We start from the raw sequence: 17618 nt of genomic DNA on the forward strand, positions 1-17618 counted from the left end.
CCTCACCTCACCTCACCTCACCCCGCCCCGCCCCGCCCCGCCCCGCCCCGCCCCGCCCCGCCCCGGCGATCTTGCACTTTTGGTCGCTGATTTGGGTGGTTTGCGAGGTTTATGGCGTCAAAAAGTGCAAGATCGCCGAGGTGCAGGGGTGGCGGCGGGTGGGCGCTGGGGTGGGTGGGGGGTGGGGGGGTGAGGGGGAGGGGGTCAGTGGAGGGAGAGGGCGGCCAGGGCGGCGTTGACGATGCTGCCGGGGAGCAGGTCGTGCAGGTCGTAGAGCTCGTGGACGCTGCCGGACTGGCCGAACTCGTCCACCCCCAGCGGCACCGCCGGGGCGGCCAGGGCCGAGCCCAGCCAGGCCATCGCGTGCGAGGCGGCGTCGTGCACGGTGACCACCGGGGTCCGGTCGGCGAAGGCCGACCGCAGGGCCCCCGGCACACTGGGCACGGTCGCCGTGCGTACCCCCTGCCGCAGGGTGCGCTGCCAGGCCCGGTAGAGGCGGTCGAGGCTGGTGACGTCCACGACGTGGGCGGCCACCCCCTCCTCGGCCAGTTCCGCCGCGGCGGTCAGCACCTCGGGCAGTACCGCACCCGAGGCGGCCAGCTGCACCGTCGGGGCCCCGGCCAGGTGCGGGTACGCCTGGTGGGCGTCGACCAGCCGGTACGCCCCGGCCAGCACCTGCCGCCGCAGCACCGCGTCACCGAGGCGGGCGCGGGCCGCCTCGAAGGGTGCCTGGTCCATCGGTCGGGTACTCAGCCGGAAGTAGTACGCCCCGTCCTCGGTCGGTGCCGCGGTCGCCGCGGGCTGGTCCGGGCCGGCGATCTGCCCCAGGGCGTCGCAGAGCAGCCAGTCCAGGCTGGTCGCGTACGCCGGCTCGATGAAGGTCACCCCGGGCAGTTCCAGGCCCACGCTCGCGGTGATGGTGGACTGGTGGGCGCCGCCCTCCGGAGCCAGGGTGATGCCCGACGGGGTTCCGGCGACCACGAACCGGGAGCCGGAGTAGGTGCCGTAGAGGAAGGCGTCCAGGCCCCGCAGCACGAAGGGGTCGTACACCGTGCCGACCGGCAGCAGCGGCTGCCCGGACAGGTCCCAGGCCAGGCCGAGCTGGCCGAGCAGCAGGAACAGGTTCATCTCGGAGATGCCCAGCTCGATGTGCTGCCCCTCGGGGCTCTCCGTCCAGCGCAGCATCCGGTCTTCCGACCAGGACCGCTGGGCGGTCGGCGCGAACACCCCGGTCTTGTTGATGAACCCGGCCAGGTTGGTCGAGGTCGCCACGTCCGGCGCGGTGGTGACGAGGTACCTGCCCACCTGCGGATCCCGGGCCAGGTCGACCAGCACCCGACCGAAGACCTCCTGGGTGGAGATCGGCTTGGTGGCGCGTACCTTCGTGGTCTGGGGGACGGTGACTCCCAGCGCCCGCCGACGGGGCGCGCGGGACAGCGCCTCCCGACGCTGCCCGGCCCGGATGCCCGCGGGCGAGGCCGGGTCGAGGCGGTCCCACTCGGTGTCCGGGGTCAGGCCGTGCGCGGCCCGCAGGGCCTCGATCTGGTCGCCGGTGAGTAGCGCGGAATGGTTGCGCGGATTGCCGGCGATCGGCAGACCCCAACCCTTGACGGTGTACGCGAACACGACACTCGGCCGGTCGGTCACCGCGTCACACTGGGCGTACGCGTCGAGCAGCGCCGCCAGGTCGTGCCCGCCCAGGTCGGTGACCAGGGGGCCCAGTTCGGCGTCCGGAATGTCCTCGACGAAGGTGGCCACCGCGTTCGGCGCGCCGTCGAGGAACTGCTTGCGCAGCTCCGGTCCGGTCAGCCCGAACAGCGACTGGTACTGCTCGTTGGGCATCGCGTCGATCCAGTCGCGCAGCGCCTCCCCACCGGGCTGGGCGTACGCCTCGGCCAGCTTGCGGCCGTACTTGACCTCGACCACGTGCCAGCCGGCCGCTTCGAACTGCCCCCGCCACTGGTCGATGCGTACCCCCGGCACCACCCGGTCCAGCGACTGCCGGTTGAAGTCGACCACCCACATCACGTTGCCGAGCCCGGTGGTGGCCGGGTCGGCGACCGCCTCCCAGATGTTGCCCTCGTCCAGCTCGGCGTCACCGATCAACGCGACGAACCGCGAGTGCGGGCGGGCCCCGAAGTGCGCGTCCACGTAGCGGCGGGTCACCGCGGCGAACAGCGGCGCGGCCGCACCCAGGCCGACCGACCCGGTGGAGAAGTCCACCCCGTCGGGGTCCTTCGTCCGCGAAGGGTACGACTGGAGACCACCCCGGGCCCGCAGCCGAGTCAGGTAGGACCGGTCCAGGTTGCCCAGCAGGTACTGAATGGCATGGAAAACCGGGGAGGCGTGCGGCTTGACCGCGACCCGGTCCTCGCCATCCAGATGCGCGAACCACAACGCCGTCATCGCACTGACCAGCGATGCACTGGAGGCCTGATGCCCCCCGACCTTGACCCCGTCCCCGGTCACCCGTTCCCGATTGGCCGCATCCACGATCCGGGTGGCCAACCACAACACCCGCCGCTGAATCTCATCGAGAACACCAACATCGTGCTGCTGCACAGCTGAACTCCATCCGAACGTCACCATTGACGCCCTACAGGACCCACCCCCTCCCCCCTCTCCCCTCTCCCCCACTCCCCCATCTGCCCCCGTTGATCATGAGGTTGGCGGCAGCCGTTGATCTCCAAGGTGCCGCCAACCTCATGATCAACGGGGCGAGACGGGGGTGGGGGTGGGGGTGGGGTGGGGGTTAGGGGGTGGGGGTGGGGGTGGGGGTGGGGGTTAGGGGGTGGGGGTTAGGCGGGTGAGGATCAGGTCGCGGACGGTTTTGGCGTCGGCTTGGCCTCGGGTGGTCTTCATTACGGCGCCTACCAGGGCTCCGGCGGCGGCTACCTTGCCGCTGCGGATCTTGTCGGCGATGTCGGGGTTGGCGGCGATCGCCTCGTCCACGGCGGCGGTGAGGGCGCTGGTGTCGGAGACGACCTCCAGGCTCCGGGCGGTCATGATCTCGGTGGGCGATCCCTCACCGGCGACCACGCCTTCCAGCACGGCACGGGCCAGCTTGTCGTTGAGCTTGCCGGCGTCGACCAGGCTCTGCAGCTCGGCGACCTGCGCCGGGGTGGCCCCGATGTCGGCCAGTTCCACACCGGTCTCGTTGGCCCGCCGGGACAGCTCACCCAGCCACCACTTGCGGGCGGCGGCCGGGGAGGCACCGGCGGCGACCGTCTGCTCGATCAGCTCGACCGCACCGGCGTTGAGCACCGACTGCATGTCCGTGTCCGACAGGCCCCACGCCTCCTGGAGGCGACGGCGGTGCAGCCGGGGCAGCTCCGGCAGGGCGGCCTTCAGCTCGGCCACCCAGGCCGGGTCGGGGGCGATGGGGACCAGGTCCGGCTCCGGGAAGTAGCGGTAGTCGGTGGCGGTCTCCTTGGACCGGCCCGGGGTGGTGTCCCCGGTGTCCTCGTGGAAGTGCCGGGTCTCCTGGGTGATCCGACCGCCGGCATCCAGTACGGAGGCCTGGCGCAGCATCTCCGAGCGGACCGCCCGCTCGACCGAGCGCAGCGAGTTGACGTTCTTGGTCTCGGTACGGGTGCCCCACTCCTCGCCGGGCAGGTTCAGCGAGGTGTTGACATCACACCGCAGCGAACCTTCCTCCATGCGGACGTCGGAGACCCCCAGGGAGCGGATCACGTCACGCAGCTCGGCGACGTACGCGCGGGCCACCTCGGGGGCGAGGGCACCGGTGCCGGGGATCGGCTTGGTGACGATCTCGACCAGGGGGATGCCGGCCCGGTTGTAGTCGACGAGGGACTCGGTGGCGCCGTGGATGCGGCCGGTGGCGCCGCCGACGTGCAGCGTCTTGCCGGTGTCCTCCTCCAGGTGCACCCGCTCGATGCCGATGCGCACCAGCTCGCCGTTGACCTCGACGTCCAGGTAGCCGTCGAAGCAGAGGGGCTCGTCGTACTGGCTGATCTGGAAGTTCTTCGGCATGTCCGGGTAGAAGTAGTTCTTCCGGGCGAACCGGCACCACTGCGCAATCGAGCAGTTCAGCGCCAGGCCGATCCGGATGGTCGCCTCGATGGCGGCCTTGTTGGCCACCGGCAGGGAGCCGGGCAGGCCCAGGCAGACCGGGCAGACCCGGGTGTTCGGCTCGCCGCCGAAGTCGGTCGGGCAGCCGCACCACATCTTGGTGTTCGTGCCCAGCTCGACGTGGGTCTCCAGGCCGATCACCGGCTCGTATCGCGCGACGACCTCGTCGTACGCGGGCAGCGTCGTGGTCATGAGAACTCCAGCTTTGCAGGCGGTAGCCGGCCCACGGCGGCATCCGGACACAACGCCGCCAAGCCTAACCGTTCCACCTGGCCCGCCTCGGCCGGGCATCACTCCTGCGGGCCTAGGCGGGGTGCCATTGCGGCGGGCCCAGGCGGGGGGTCACTCGGGTGCGCTGAAGCGTCGACGGTGGTTGACGGTCAACACCAGCAGGATCCCGCCGATGGAGAAGGCCAGGACGCTCAGCAGCAGCAGCACGATCGTCGAGTTCGATCCGGTGACCGGCAGCCAGGCCCCACTGGTCTTCGACGGCGAGGGAACTGGTGCCGCCGGACTCTCGGACGGGGTGGCGGTGGGGTCGACCGGAGAGGGGGTGACGGTGGGACCGGTAGGGGTGGCCGTCGGACCGGTAGGGGTGGCCGTGGGGGTCGACCTCGCGACGACGACCATGGCCACCTCGGTGGTGGCGCTGGTCTGTGCGCCGGCCGCCCGGACCATGAAGTCGAAGGTGCCGACGCTGCTGGGGGTGCCGCTGAGCAGGCCGTTGGTGGCCAGGGTCAGCCCGTTCGGCAGGTCACCGGCGGCCAGGGAGAAGGTGATGTTCTCGTCGCCCTCGGCGGTGAACGGGAAGGAGTACGGCTGGCCCACCGTGCCGGAGGGCGGGTTGCCGGAGGTGAAGGCGGTCGCCGCCTGAGCCACGACGATGGTGATGTCCTGCTCGCCGAAGAAGCCGTTCTTGTCGGTCATCCGCAGGGTGGCGCGGTAGGTGCCGGCCGTGTTCGGCGAGCCGCCCAGGGAGTTGCCGACCACCAACATGCCCGGCGGCAGACTCCCACTCACCGACAACGCATACGGCGCCGTACCACCGGTGGCCTCGACCGTGTGGATCGCGTACGTCCGACCCAGATACCTCGGCGACCGGGGCGCACCCGAGGTGATGTCGATCTGCGGTTCGCGTACCTCGATGGTCGCGGTCTGCTCGGCGAACTCACCCTCCGCGTCCGTCATCCGCAGGGTGAAGGTGTAGCTGCCGGCCGTGGTCGGCGAGCCGCCCAGGGAGTTGCCGACCACGAGCATGCCCGGCGGCAGACTCCCCGCACTCACCGACAACGCGTACGGGGCCGTACCACCGGTGGCCTCGACCGTGTGGACCGCGTACGTCTGGCCCAGATACCTCGGCGATTGGGGCGCGCCGGAGGTGATGGTGACGGTCGCCGCTGCGGCCGGTGGAGCGCCGACCAGCAGCAGGGCGACCACCATCGTCAGGGCCATGACCGGGCGCAGTGTCTTCATCGCACATCCAGGTCGGTCAGAACGACTCGTCGATCAGAACGGCTCGGGTCTGGCCGGCGACCAGAGTCCGGCAGACTCGTACCAATCCAATCAGCAAGCGTGACGCTGAGCAATCATCCACGCGGTGGCCAGGGTGTCGATTCCACAACGACCGCGCCCGGTGCGGTCGTGATGACCACAGGCGTGCGTACGGCGATGAGGTGCGCGGGCGGTCGACCGCCCGCGCACCTTCGGTCACAGGGCCGGCGGGGTGAGGGTGCCGACGGCGCTCTCCAGCGCGGCAGCCACCCGGTACATCCGGTCGTCGGCCATGGTCGGGGCCATCACCTGGAGACCCACCGGCAGCCCGTCGGCCAGACCACACGGCACCGAGATGCCCGGCCCGCCGTACAGGTTGGTCGGGATGGTGTACAGGTCGGCCAGGTACATCTGGTACGGGTCGGAGGTGCGGGCACCCAGCGGGAAGGCCACGAACGGGGTGGTCGGCGAGATCAGCGCGTCGACCTGCTCGAAGGCGGCCGTGAAGTCCCGGGTGATCAGGGTACGGACCTTCTGGGCCTGCCCGTAGTAGGCGTCGTAGTAGCCCGAGGAGAGGGCGTACGTGCCGATCATGATCCGTCGCTTGACCTCGGGGCCGAAGCCGGCCTCCCGGGTCAGCGACATGACCTCCTCCAGCGACCGGTTGCCGTCGTCGCCGACCCGCAGCCCGAACCGGACCCCGTCGAAGCGGGCCAGGTTGGAGGAGCACTCGCTCGGGGCGATCAGGTAGTACGCCGGCAGGGCGTACTTGAAGTGCGGGCAGGAGACCTCGACGATCTCCGCACCGAGCTTGGTCAGGGTGTCGACCGCCTCGTGGAAGGCGGCCATCACCCCCGGCTCGGCCCCCTCACCGGCGAACTCGGTGACGATGCCCAGCCGTACCCCGGTCAGGTCGCCGGTGGCACCGAGCTTCGCCGCCGCCACCACGTCCGGCACCGGCGCGGCGATGGAGGTCGAGTCGCGGGGGTCGTGCCCGCCGATGGCCTCGTGCAGCAGCGCGGCGTCCAGCACCGTACGCGCGCAGGGGCCGGGGGTGTCCAGCGAGGAGGAGAAGGCCACCAGGCCGTAGCGGGAGGTGCCGCCGTAGGTCGGCTTGGCGCCGACGGTGCCGGTGACCGCACCCGGCTGGCGGATCGAGCCGCCGGTGTCCGAGCCGATCGCCAGGGGTGCCTCGTACGCGGCCAGGGCGGCGGCGCTGCCCCCACCGGAACCACCCGGGATGCGGTCGGTGTCCCAGGGGTTGCGGGTCGGTCCGTACGCGGAGTATTCCGTGGAGGAGCCCATCGCGAACTCGTCCATGTTGGTCTTGCCGAGCATCACCGTGCCGGCGGCCCGCAGCCGCTGCACGATCGTCGAGTCGTACGGCGGACGCCAGCCCTCGAGGATCTTCGAGCCGACCGTGGTCGGCACTCCCTTGGTGGTCAGCACGTCCTTGACCGCCACCGGCACCCCGGCCAGCGGGCCCAACTGCGCGCCCTCGGCCCGCTGGGCGTCCACCTGCCGGGCGGCGGCCAGAGCGCCCTCGGTGTCGACATGCAGGAAGGCGTTGACCCGCCCGTCGACTGCGGCGATCCGGTCCAGGTGCGCCTGGGTCACCTCGACCGCGGAGGTCTGCCCCGAGGCCACCAGGCCGGCGATCTCGACGGCGCTCAACTTCGTCAGGTCACTCATGCCGCCACTCCGCTTCGACCCGTGCCGTCACCGAGCACGTTGATCCGCTCGCTCACGATGCCACATCCTCGTCCAGGATCCGCGGTACGCGGAACCGCTGCTCCTCCGCGTCCGGTGCGCCCGACAGCGCCTCCTGCGGGGTCAGGCACGGCGTCACCACGTCCTCGCGGAACACGTTGGTCAGCGGCACCGAGTGCGAGGTGGGCGGGATGTCGGCGGCGGCGACCTCGCCCACCTGGGCTACCGCCTGGAGGATCACGTCGAGCTGGCCGGCGAAGGTGTCGAGTTCCTCCTCCGTCACGGCGAGCCGCGACAGTCGCGCCAGGTGCGCGACCTCCTCGCGGGAGATGGCGGCCATCAGTGCCCCCTTCGTGGCTGTCCCTGCGTCTGCCTAACGCCCACCCGGTCCTGCGACCCGTGGTGACGTCCAGCGAGTCTATTGTTCCGTGCCCGGCCGACCGCTGGGGGCTCCCCGGCCCCCGGTTCACACACCCGATCGCCTGCCCTGGCCTCCCGCCCGCCGGGCCGGGCGGGTCAGCGGGGGTGCCGCCGGGGCAGCTCGGCCTCCTCGGAGGTGGCCAGGGGGCGGACCGGACGGTAGCGGGCCAGCCAGGCGACCAGTTCCTCGGCCGGCATCGGCCGGGCGTAGAACCAGCCCTGGGCGGCGTCGCAGCCGGCCGCGTGCAGCATCCGCCAGGTCCGCTCGTCCTCCACCCCCTCGGCCACCACCCGCAGCCCGAGCGCCTTGGCCAGTTCGATGGTCGACCGTACGATCGCCGCGTCGTCGCTGTCCTCGACCATGCCCAGGACGAAGGACCGGTCGACCTTCACCTCCGACAGGGGTAGCCGACGCAGGTGTTGCAGGGACGAGTAGCCGGTGCCGAAGTCGTCCAGGGCGATGCCCACCCCGATCCGGTGCAGCCGGGTGATGGTGGTCAGCACCCGACGGGGATCGGCCATCAGGGCGCCTTCGGTGATCTCCAGTTGCAGTCGCTCGGGGGCCACCCCGTAGCGGGTCAGCCGGTCGGCTATCTGCTCGGCGATCTCACCGGTGTGCAGGTCCCGCACGCTGACGTTGAGGGCGGCCCGCAGCCCGACCCCGGCCGAGGACCATTTGGCGAGCTGCTCCACCACGTCGTCGACGACCCGGCGGGTCAGCAACCGCATCACCGCGCTCTGCTCGGCCACCCGGATCAGTTCCTCCGGGTCGACCATGCCCCGGCGGGGGTGGCGCCACCGCAGCAGCGCCTCCACCCCGACCACCGCGCCGGTGGCGATCTCGATCTGCGGCTGGTAATAGAGCATGATCTCGCCCACCTCCGAAGCCGGCTCCGGCGGCTCCTCGGAGGGGGTCGGTCCGACCCACACCGGTTCGCCGTCCGATGCCGGTGGGGTGGGCTGGGTGCTGCGCCGCAGGATCGGGTCCGCGGCCGTCACGATGTGGTTGATCAGCTCGTCGTGGTGGACCTCGGTGGGCAGCCGACGGCGACGCCGGGGCCACCACCGCTGGCCGGTACGCCCACCGGCCGCCCCGGCCACCGGCAGGGTGGCGCCGTCCCCGCCGCGTACCGGGGAGGTGGCCGGCGGGGGCTGTCCGGTCGGTCCCGCCTCCAGCACCCGACGCAGGTCGGCCAGGAGGCTCAGCCGCTCGGCCGAGTTGTGGTCGGACTCCGGGGTGTAGACGGCCACGGTGTCGTTGCGGTGCTTGGCGTCATACATCGCCACGTCGGCGTGCCGCATCAGGGTGGCGAAGTCCTCGCCGTGGTCGGGATAGAGGGCGATGCCGATGGAGCCTCCGACATCCAGCGGCAACCCGTCCAACTGCACCGGCTCGGCCAGCACCTGCACCACCTGGTCGGCGAAGGCCCGGGCCTGCCCTACCTCGGTCAGCCCGGTCATCACGATGGCGAACTCGTCGCCGCCCAGCCGGGCGACCAGGCCGGGCGGTTCGACCACCTCGGTCAGCCGGGCACTAACCTCGACCAGCAGCCGGTCCCCCACGGCGTGTCCCAGGGCGTCGTTGACGTTCTTGAAGCGGTCCAGGTCGATCAGCAGCAGGGCCAGCTGGGCGTCCGGCTCCCCCCGCGCGGCGCGCTCGGCGTGCCGGTGCACCTGCTCGTTGACCTCGGCCAGCAGGGCCTTGCGGTTGGGGAGCCCGGTCAGCGGGTCGAGCGCGGCCAGTTGACGCTGCTCCACGGTGAGCCGCGCCATCCGGTACACCGCGAACAGCGGCACCAGCACCAGCGGGACCAGGGCCGCGCTGGCCCGGGCCGCGGTCACCAGGATCGGCGCCAGCAGCAGCAGGGAACCGGTGGAGAGCAACTCGAAGGGCAGCCCCCGCCAGGCGTTCGGCCACCACCGCTCGCCGAAACGCAGCCGGACGGCGGCGGTGACCAGCCCGTAGTTGACCAGGAACCAGGCCACCCCGGCGCCGCCGATCGCCGCGACGTCCGCCCAGGTCAGGGGCCCGCCGTCGAAGGCCGCGCCGGGCGCCAGCCGACTGATGGCGTACGCGGCGGCCAGGGAGCAGGCGTACTGGGCGGCGTTGAAGGCGGTACGCCAGGGGGCGTGACCCGACCGGACCCCGGAGACCAGCACGGCCACCGCCTGCACGGCGACCGCAGGCCCGAGCCCCCAGCCGAGCAGGATGGCGAAGGTGAAGCAGCTGGAGGGGTAGACCGCGGAGGACTGCCGCCGCCCGGGCGCGACGAACGGGCGCGCGTCGCAGGCCACCGCGAGCACCGCCATCGTCCAGAAGGCCACCGGCAACGTGGACACCGACGTGCCCAGTGACACCAGGGGGCCGGCCGAGACCAGCACGGCCACCGCGAGCACACCGGCCACGAAGGCGGTGAACTGCGCCGCCCGTTCGGGCGGGACCAGGTTGCGCGGGTCGGGCGGCTCCATCACACCTCCCGGTACGGAACCCGGCACGTGCTCTCACGTGCCGTGACCCAATGAAACGCCCCCGGTGCCGGTTTCCCCGCCACGACAGTCACGAATCGGGCGTAGTCGTGATTAAGTTGGTATCCTTCGCGAGTGCCCCGAAGGGGTCAGGCGTCGATTCGTGCCACCTCGCGGGCCGCCTCGACCCCTGCATCGAGCAGGACCTGGAAACCCTCCTCGTCGAGGATCGGCACCTTGAGGGTCGCCGCCTTGTCCGCCTTGGACCCGGGATTGTCCCCGACGACCACGAAGCCGGTCTTCTTGGAGACCGAGCCGGAGACCTTGCCGCCCCGGGACTGGATCGCCTCGGCGGCCTGATCGCGGGAGTATCCGCTGAGGGTGCCGGTGACCACCACGGTGGTCCCCTCCAGGGGGCGGGGCCCCTCCGCCACGGCCTCCTCGGCCATCCGTACCCCGGCCTCGGCCCATTTGCGGACCACCTCGCGGTGCCAGTCGACGGCGAACCACTCCCGGATGCTCGCCGCGATGGTCGGACCCACCCCGTCGACGGAGGAGAGTTCCTCCTCGGAGGCGGCGTCGATCGCCTCGATCGAGCGGAAGTGCCGGGCCAGGGCCTGTGCGGCCGTCGGCCCGACATGCCGGATGGAGAGCGCCACCAGCACCCGCCACAGGTCACGTTCCCTGGCCACGGCCAGGTTGTCGAGCAGCTTCGTGGCGTTGGTGCCCAGGCTGCCGTCCTTGTTGACGAAGAAGGGCGAACGGGCCAACTGCTCCGCGTCCAGGGAGAACAGGTCCCCCTCGTCGGTGATGATCTGCGCGTCGAGCAGGGCGGCCCCGCTCTTGTAGCCGAGCGCCTCGATGTCGAAGGCGCCGCGCCCGGCCAGGTGGAACACCCGCTCCCGCAGCTGCGCCGGGCAGCTGCGGGCATTCGGGCAGCGGATGTCGACGTCGCCCTCCTTGGCCGGGGCCAGCGGGGTGCCGCAGGCCGGGCAGGTGGTGGGCATGACGAAGGGCCGGGCGTCCGGCGGGCGCAGATCGACCACCGGGCCCAGCACCTCCGGGATCACGTCGCCGGCCTTGCGGATCACCACCGTGTCGCCGATCAGCACCCCCTTGCGCTGCACCTCGCGGGCGTTGTGCAGGGTCGCGTACGTCACTGTGGAGCCGGCCACCTTCACCGGTTGCAGCACGGCCCGGGGGGTGGCCCGCCCGGTACGGCCGACCTCTACCTCGATGTCGAGGAGCTTGGTGTTGACCTCCTCCGGGGGGTACTTGAAGGCGATCGCCCAACGGGGTGCCCGGCTGGTCGAGCCCAGTCGTCCCTGGATCGGCACCGGGTCGACCTTCACGACCACCCCGTCGATCTCGTGCTCGACGTCGTGCCGGTGCGCGGCGTAGTGGGCGATGTAGTCGCGGACCCCGGCCAGATCCGGCAGCACCCGCCAGCGGTCACTGGTCGGCAGCCCCCACGCCTTCAACGCCGAGTACGACTCGGACTGGGTGCTCGGCTGGAAACCACGCCGGGCCCCGATGCCGTGCACCACCAGCCGCAACGGCCGGGAGGCGGTGATCCGCGGGTCCTTCTGCCGCAGGCTGCCGGCGGCCGCGTTGCGGGGGTTGGCGAAGGGCGCCTTGCCCTGCTCGACCAGGCCGGCGTTGAGGTCGGCGAAGGCCTCGACCGGGAAGTAGATCTCGCCTCGCACCTCGATGAACTCGGGGACCGGGCCGTACTGCTCCGAGTCGGTCAGCCGGCTGGGCACGTCCCGGATGCTGCGTACGTTGGCGGTGACGTCCTCGCCGGTGCGCCCGTCCCCCCGGGTGGCCGCCCGGATCAGCCGGCCCCCCTGGTAGGTCAGGTTGATCGCCAGCCCGTCGACCTTCAGCTCGCACAGGTAGGGCACCGGCCCACCGGCGTCCCGCTCCACCCGCTCCGCCCAGGCGGCCAGTTCCTCGTCGGCGAAGGCATTGTCCAGCGACATCATCCGCTCGGCGTGGTCCACCGGGGTGAAGTCCGTGGAAAAGGTGCCACCTACCCGCTGGGTCGGCGAGTCCGGCGTACGCAGGGCCGGGAACTCCTCCTCCAGGGCGGTCAGCTCACGCAGTTGCCGGTCGAACTCCGCGTCGGAGACGGTCGGCGAGTCGAGCACGTAGTAGCGGTACTGATGCTCGGTCAGCTCCTGACTCAGGGTGGCGTGACGTTCCCGCGCCTGTGGGGTCGGCTCGGCTCCCGCCGCCGCCTCCTGCGCCGCGCTGACCTGCTGACCGCTCGCTTCTTCGGACACGCTGCCGCCTCCGGCCACCGGACCTCCCGTGATCGTGCTACCTCCGAACCGTAGTCCCCGGGTCGGACAACCCGGCCCACCAGGGCGGCCACCAGCCGTTACGCCGGGCCCCAACCGTTCAGTCGCGGTCGGCGGAGAGGGCGGCCAGCTGGTCGGCGTACTCGATTTGCTCGGCCCACCGGGTCGGCCAGGCGGCCATGCCCTGGGCCGCGCCCACGAAGGCACCGGCGAGCGCGGCGATGGAATCGGAGTCACCGGCGGTCCGGGCACCCCGGGCCAGGGCGCCGACCGGGTCCTCGGCGTGCCGCAGGGCGCAGTAGAGGGCGGTGGCCAGGGCCTCCTCCGCGATCCACCCCGCACCGGTCAGCCGGCACGGGTCGCCACCCTCGTCCGGTGCGGACAGGGCCGCGTCCAGCCGACCCAGCGCGGCACCGCATTCGTCCCAACCGGCCGCGATGAACTCCTGCGCCGTCGCGGCCCCGGCTCGCCGCCACAGGTCGCCGAGCCAGTCGTCCCGATAGACCTTCCGCTGCTCGTCCACCCGCTCGGTGAGCAGACCGGGCAGCTCCGCCAGGGCCACCCCGGCCCGCAACAACCAGACGGCGTACGCGGTCAGCTCGCTGGCGGCCAGGCCGGTCGGGTGACCGTGGGTCAGGCCGGCCTGGAGTTGGGCCAGCCCGGCCAGGGTGTCCGGGTCGATGTCCAGCAGCCCGACCGGGGTCACCCGCATGTTGGCCCCGCAGCCCTTGGAGTCGATCACGGTGGCCTGCTGCCAGGGCAGTCCCCGGGACAGCTCGGCACAGGCCCGCAGGCAGGTCATTCCCGGTGCCCGGTTGTTGTCCGGGCTGCCGGCCCAGGTCAGGAAGCGTTGCCGCAGCAGGGGCTGCACCGCCTCGGGGGTGAACTCCGGGGCGTCGTGCAGCGCCCAGGCCACCGCCAGCGCCATCTGGGTGTCGTCGGTGACCAGCGCGGGGTCGCCGACCAGGTCCCTAGGGCCGGTCGGCCCGTACCGATTCTCGATCTCGGCGACGCTGAGGAACTCGGTGGGCTTGCCCAGGGCGTCGCCGTAGGCGAGCCCGAAGAGCGAACCGGCGACTCGATGTGACACGGCGGTGGTCATGGAGAAGATCATGCCGTCAGTCGGCAAGCCCCGGCCCGCCGGAGGCGGTCAGGGCCAGCAGAGACAGAAGGGATGCCCGAACGGGTCGGCGTAGACCCGGAACCCCTCACCCCCACCGGGCAGTCGCCGGGCGCCCAGCGCCAGCACCGCCTGCTCCGCGGTCTCGATGTCCTCGACCGTCACATCCAGATGGAGCTGTTGGGGGCGGTCCGGATCGGGCCAGGCCGGCGGACGCAGATCCGGTGCCCGTTGGAAGGCCAACCGGGGCTGATGGCCGGGTGGACCCCCGAGCACCACCCAGTCGTTGCCCTCGGAGTCGTCCTCCACCAGCGGCAGGCCTAGCAGCTCTGCGTAGAAGCCCGCCAGGGCCCGAGGGTCGGGGCAGTCGATGACCGTGGAGCGTAGTCGTCCAATCATGTCGGTCATCCTGCCCACCGGGTACGACAGGAAACTCACACCTCGGCGAGCCGACGACCCGCGTCCCGGCAGGCGGCCAGGACCCCCCGGAGGTACGCCGGGGTCGCCCCGGCCAGCCCGCAGGTGGGAGTGACCACCACCTGCTCGGCGAGGTGGGCCCGGGGGAAGCCCAGGCGGTCCCAGAGTCCGCGTACCCGATCGGCCACCTGGGCCGAGGTCGGCGCCCCACCTGTCGGGGACGCCGCCGCAGCGCCGGACGGCGATGAGGGCGGCGCGCTCGGGGCGGCCCCGGCCAGCAGGCCCAGGCCGGCGTCCAGCGCCTCACCCAACGGGTCCAGGTCGGTCACCAGGCTCAGGTTGAGGGCCACCCCGACCGCACCGGCGGACCGGATCAACTCCAGCGGCACCTCCGGGGCGCAGCAGTGCACCACGGTCGGTACCCCCGCCGCCTCGATCACCCCGCCCAGCAGGGCCCGGGCCACCTCCGACTCCATGACCCGGTAGGTACCGAGGCCACTCTCGGTAGGTACCCGACCGGCCAGCACGGTCGGCAACGATGGCTCGTCCAACTGGAGCAGCACCCTGGCCCTGGGCACCCGGCGGGCCACCGCCTCGACGTGATTGCGCAGCCCTTCGGCCAGGGAACCGGCGAGATCGCGTACCGCACCGGGGTCGCGCAGCATCCGGCCGCCGATCGGCAACTCCAGGGAGGCGGCCAGGGTCAGTGGACCGCCCGCCTGGATCTTGATCGTGCCGGCGTACTCCTCGGCCTGCTCGGCCAACTGGTCCAGGTCCCGTTCCATCAGGTCACGGGCCCGGCGCAGGTCCTTGCCGGGGCGGGAGGCGATTCGCCAGCGGGCGGCGTACAGCTCCACCGGCAATTCGGCCAGCAGGCCGGCGGTGCGCCCGATCAGGTCGGCGCCCGGCCCCCGGGCCGGCAACTCGGGCAGATGTGGCAGGGCGGGAAGTTCACCGAGCACGATCCGCTGTGCCTCGGCGATGTCAGTGCCGGGCAGCGACCCGATCCCGGTCGCCGCGCCCACCGGCCAGGGCCAATCCCGATCAGTCACGGCAGCACCCTACCCGCTGGCGTACCCCGACCCGCCCCAACCACCGCTCCCCCGGCCCGGCACCGGACCCCTCGGCCCCGGCCAGGCAGCCGGGCTAGCGCCAGGGGTGGGCGATCAGTCGGTGATGGTGGCCGAGCCCAGGACGATGTCCCCGGCCCGGTCCGGGCGGTAGGCGACGATGGCCTGACCGGCCGCCACCCCCCGCAGCGGACGACGCAGGTCGGCACGCAGCCGGTCGCCGTCGACCGTGACGGCGGCAGGTACGACGTCACCGTGCGCCCGCAACTGCACCTCGCACTCGATCGGCTGATCCGGAATCGGGCCGCCGGTCCAGACCGGACGGGTGGCGGAGACGGTGGACACCTCCAAGGCCTCGGCCGGGCCCACCGTCACCGTGTTGGTCTTGGGGGTGATGGAGAGCACGTACCGGGGCCGACCGTCCGGGGCCGGCCGGTCCAGGTGCAGACCACGCCGCTGCCCGACGGTGTACGCGTACGCCCCGGTGTGCCGGCCGACCACGGAGCCGGTGGTGGCGTCGACCACGTCGCCGGGCGACTCGCCGAGCCGCTGGGCCAGGAAACCCCGGGTGTCGCCGTCGGCGATGAAGCAGATGTCGTGCGAATCCGGCTTGTCGGCGACGGCCAGACCACGGTCGGCGGCCTCCTGCCGCACCTGGGCCTTGGTCGAGTCGCCGAGCGGGAACATCGACCGGTCCAACTGCTCCCGGGTGAGCACGGCCAGCACGTAGGACTGGTCCTTGGCCAGGTCGACACTGCGGCGCAGCAGACCGTCCGGACCCAGCCGGGCGTGATGGCCGGTGACCACCGCGTCGAACCCCAGGGCTACCGCCCGGTCCAGCACCGCGGCGAACTTGATCTTCTCGTTGCAGCGCAGGCAGGGATTGGGGGTACGCCCGGCCGCGTACTCGGCGACGAAGTCGTCGACCACGTCGGCGTGGAAGCGGTCGGCCATGTCCCACACGTAGAACGGGATGCCGAGCACGTCGGCCGCGCGCCGGGCGTCCCGGGAGTCCTCCAGGGTGCAGCAGCCCCGGGCGCCGGTGCGGTAGGTCTGCGGGTTGCGCGCCAGAGCCAGGTGTACGCCGGTGACGTCGTGACCGGCCTGCACCGCCCGCGCCGCCGCCACGGCGGAATCCACGCCGCCGGACATCGCCGCCAACACCCTCACCCGGACCACGCTCCCTTCCCGTCGAGCCTATCCCCCGCCCCGGCGCCGGTCGGCGCTCGGTGGGGCAGGTGTTAACCGGGGGCCCCTGCTCTACCGCAGGCGTTAAGAAGGGGCCCTTCCTTCGCCGTCAGCGGGGGCTGCGTTGGGCGGCGCGGCGGGCCCGTTCGACCGCACCGGGCAGCGCGGCGATCAGGGCGTCCACGTCGGCGGAGGTGCTGGTGTGGCCGAGGGAGAAGCGCAGCGAGGAGCGGGCCCGGTCGTCGTCCGCGCCCATCGCCAGCAGCACGTGCGAGGGCTGGGCCACCCCCGCCGAGCAGGCCGAACCGGTCGAGCAGTAGATGCCCTGGGCGTCCAGCAGCAGCAGCAGGGCGTCCCCCTCACAGCCGGGGAAGGAGAAGTGCGCGTTGCCGGGCAGCCGGTCGGCCGGGTCGCCGTTGTAGACCACCTCGGGCACCGCCTGCCGGACCCGCCGCACCAGGTCGTCGCGGAGGGCGGCCACCCGGACGGCGTACTCCTGCTGGCCCTTGACGGCGGCCTCGACCGCGACGGCGAAGGCGACGATGCCGGCGGTGTCCAGGGTGCCGGAGCGTACGTCCCGTTCCTGCCCACCCCCGTGCAGCAGGGGGACGGCGGCCACCTCCCGGGCCAGCAGCAGGGCACCCACCCCGACCGGGCCGCCCAGCTTGTGCCCGGTCACGGTGAGGGCGGCGACCCCGCTGGCGGCGAAGTCGACCGGTATCTGGCCGACCGCCTGGATCGCGTCCGTGTGGATCGGCACCCCGAACTCCGTCGCCACGGCGGCCAGCTCGCTGATCCGCTGCACCGTACCGACCTCGTTGTTCGCCCACATCGCGGTGATCAGGGCCACCTGGTCGCCGTGCTCGGCCAGCTCCGCGCGCAACGCGTCGGGGTGCAGCCGGCCGACCTCGTCGACCGGCAGCAACCCCAACTGTGCCTGCTCGTGTCGGCCCAGCCAGTCCACCGCGTCCAGTACGGCGTGGTGCTCGACCGCGCTGGAGACCACCCGGCGGCGGGCCGGGTCGGCGTCCCGGCGGGCCCAGAAGATGCCCTTGACCGCCAGGTTGTCGCTCTCCGTACCGCCACCGGTGAAGATCACCTCGGAGGGCCGGGCACCCAGTGCGGCGGCCACCCGCTCCCGCGACTCCTCCACCTGCCGCCGGGCACGCCGACCGGAGGCGTGCAGTGAGGACGCGTTGCCGACCTCGCGGGCGGCCGCGACGTACGCCTCAAGTGCCTCGGGGAGCACCGGGGTCGTCGCAGCATGATCCAGGTAAGCCATCACGACTCAGCCTAACGACCGGGTGCGCCCCGACCGCAGGCTGGATGACCCGACCTGGA

Annotated in this window: 12 protein-coding genes; all 12 read right to left on the reverse strand. The window is 72.2% G+C overall.

The features are described 5' to 3' along the window. Window positions 1-204 precede the first annotated feature (204 nt). The 12 genes from ACGFIK_RS02180 to ACGFIK_RS02235 all read right to left on the reverse strand — a co-directional run bounded on the left by ACGFIK_RS02180 (window position 205) and on the right by ACGFIK_RS02235 (window position 17559). Complete coding sequence (locus ACGFIK_RS02180; protein ID WP_327022345.1) at window positions 205-2562, reverse strand: pyruvate dehydrogenase; 2358 nt, start codon at window positions 2560-2562, stop codon at window positions 205-207. Window positions 2563-2784: 222 nt separating this feature from the next. Beyond that, window positions 2785-4284: an Asp-tRNA(Asn)/Glu-tRNA(Gln) amidotransferase subunit GatB gene (gatB, locus tag ACGFIK_RS02185; protein WP_327022346.1), complete on the reverse strand. Its 1500-nt coding sequence runs from the start codon at window positions 4282-4284 to the stop codon at window positions 2785-2787. A 150-nt stretch (window positions 4285-4434) separates the two neighbouring features. Continuing rightward, window positions 4435-5565, reverse strand: a complete 1131-nt coding sequence (locus tag ACGFIK_RS02190; RefSeq protein ID WP_327022347.1) for an Ig domain-containing protein — start codon at window positions 5563-5565, stop codon at window positions 4435-4437. 234 nt (window positions 5566-5799) lie between these two features. Further along, entirely contained in the window at window positions 5800-7275 is a 1476-nt protein-coding gene (gene gatA / locus ACGFIK_RS02195; RefSeq protein WP_327022348.1) for an Asp-tRNA(Asn)/Glu-tRNA(Gln) amidotransferase subunit GatA, read from the reverse strand. Window positions 7276-7327: 52 nt separating this feature from the next. After that, complete coding sequence (gene gatC, locus ACGFIK_RS02200; protein WP_013732007.1) at window positions 7328-7633, reverse strand: Asp-tRNA(Asn)/Glu-tRNA(Gln) amidotransferase subunit GatC; 306 nt, start codon at window positions 7631-7633, stop codon at window positions 7328-7330. Window positions 7634-7809: 176 nt separating this feature from the next. Beyond that, entirely contained in the window at window positions 7810-10182 is a 2373-nt protein-coding gene (locus ACGFIK_RS02205; protein ID WP_327022349.1) for an EAL domain-containing protein, read from the reverse strand. A 146-nt stretch (window positions 10183-10328) separates the two neighbouring features. After that, window positions 10329-12464 (reverse strand): NAD-dependent DNA ligase LigA, encoded by a 2136-nt coding sequence (ligA, locus tag ACGFIK_RS02210; RefSeq protein ID WP_327022350.1) that lies wholly within the window; start codon window positions 12462-12464, stop codon window positions 10329-10331. A 118-nt stretch (window positions 12465-12582) separates the two neighbouring features. Next, window positions 12583-13584, reverse strand: a complete 1002-nt coding sequence (locus ACGFIK_RS02215; RefSeq protein ID WP_393337240.1) for an ADP-ribosylglycohydrolase family protein — start codon at window positions 13582-13584, stop codon at window positions 12583-12585. Window positions 13585-13632: 48 nt separating this feature from the next. Then, window positions 13633-14001, reverse strand: a complete 369-nt coding sequence (locus ACGFIK_RS02220; protein WP_327022352.1) for a VOC family protein — start codon at window positions 13999-14001, stop codon at window positions 13633-13635. Between the two features lie 35 nt (window positions 14002-14036). Beyond that, on the reverse strand, window positions 14037-15071 hold the full coding sequence (locus ACGFIK_RS02225; protein ID WP_327022353.1) for a methionine synthase: 1035 nt from the start codon (window positions 15069-15071) through the stop codon (window positions 14037-14039). 114 nt (window positions 15072-15185) lie between these two features. Further along, entirely contained in the window at window positions 15186-16259 is a 1074-nt protein-coding gene (gene mnmA, locus ACGFIK_RS02230) for a tRNA 2-thiouridine(34) synthase MnmA (RefSeq protein WP_327022354.1), read from the reverse strand. A gap of 127 nt (window positions 16260-16386) precedes the next feature. After that, window positions 16387-17559 carry a cysteine desulfurase family protein gene (locus tag ACGFIK_RS02235; protein WP_327022355.1) on the reverse strand — a complete coding sequence of 391 codons (1173 nt, stop codon included), beginning with the start codon at window positions 17557-17559 and terminating at the stop codon, window positions 16387-16389. Window positions 17560-17618: the final 59 nt, after the last annotated feature.

Origin of the sequence: Micromonospora sp. NPDC048871 (genome assembly GCF_043198155.1) — a bacterium.
Taxonomy (GTDB): Bacteria; Actinomycetota; Actinomycetes; order Mycobacteriales; family Micromonosporaceae; genus Micromonospora.

What these genes read in the sequence shown, in the direction of transcription:
- gatB (WP_327022346.1), bottom strand. Translation starts at nt 4,284, where the DNA reads ATGACCACGACGCTGCCCGCGTACGACGAGGTCGTCGCGCGATACGAG.
- ACGFIK_RS02190 (WP_327022347.1), bottom strand. Translation starts at nt 5,565, where the DNA reads ATGAAGACACTGCGCCCGGTCATGGCCCTGACGATGGTGGTCGCCCTG.
- gatA (WP_327022348.1), bottom strand. Translation starts at nt 7,275, where the DNA reads ATGAGTGACCTGACGAAGTTGAGCGCCGTCGAGATCGCCGGCCTGGTG.
- gatC (WP_013732007.1), bottom strand. Translation starts at nt 7,633, where the DNA reads ATGGCCGCCATCTCCCGCGAGGAGGTCGCGCACCTGGCGCGACTGTCG.
- ACGFIK_RS02205 (WP_327022349.1), bottom strand. Translation starts at nt 10,182, where the DNA reads ATGGAGCCGCCCGACCCGCGCAACCTGGTCCCGCCCGAACGGGCGGCG.
- ACGFIK_RS02215 (WP_393337240.1), bottom strand. Translation starts at nt 13,584, where the DNA reads ATGACCACCGCCGTGTCACATCGAGTCGCCGGTTCGCTCTTCGGGCTC.
- ACGFIK_RS02220 (WP_327022352.1), bottom strand. Translation starts at nt 14,001, where the DNA reads ATGATTGGACGACTACGCTCCACGGTCATCGACTGCCCCGACCCTCGG.
- ACGFIK_RS02235 (WP_327022355.1), bottom strand. Translation starts at nt 17,559, where the DNA reads ATGGCTTACCTGGATCATGCTGCGACGACCCCGGTGCTCCCCGAGGCA.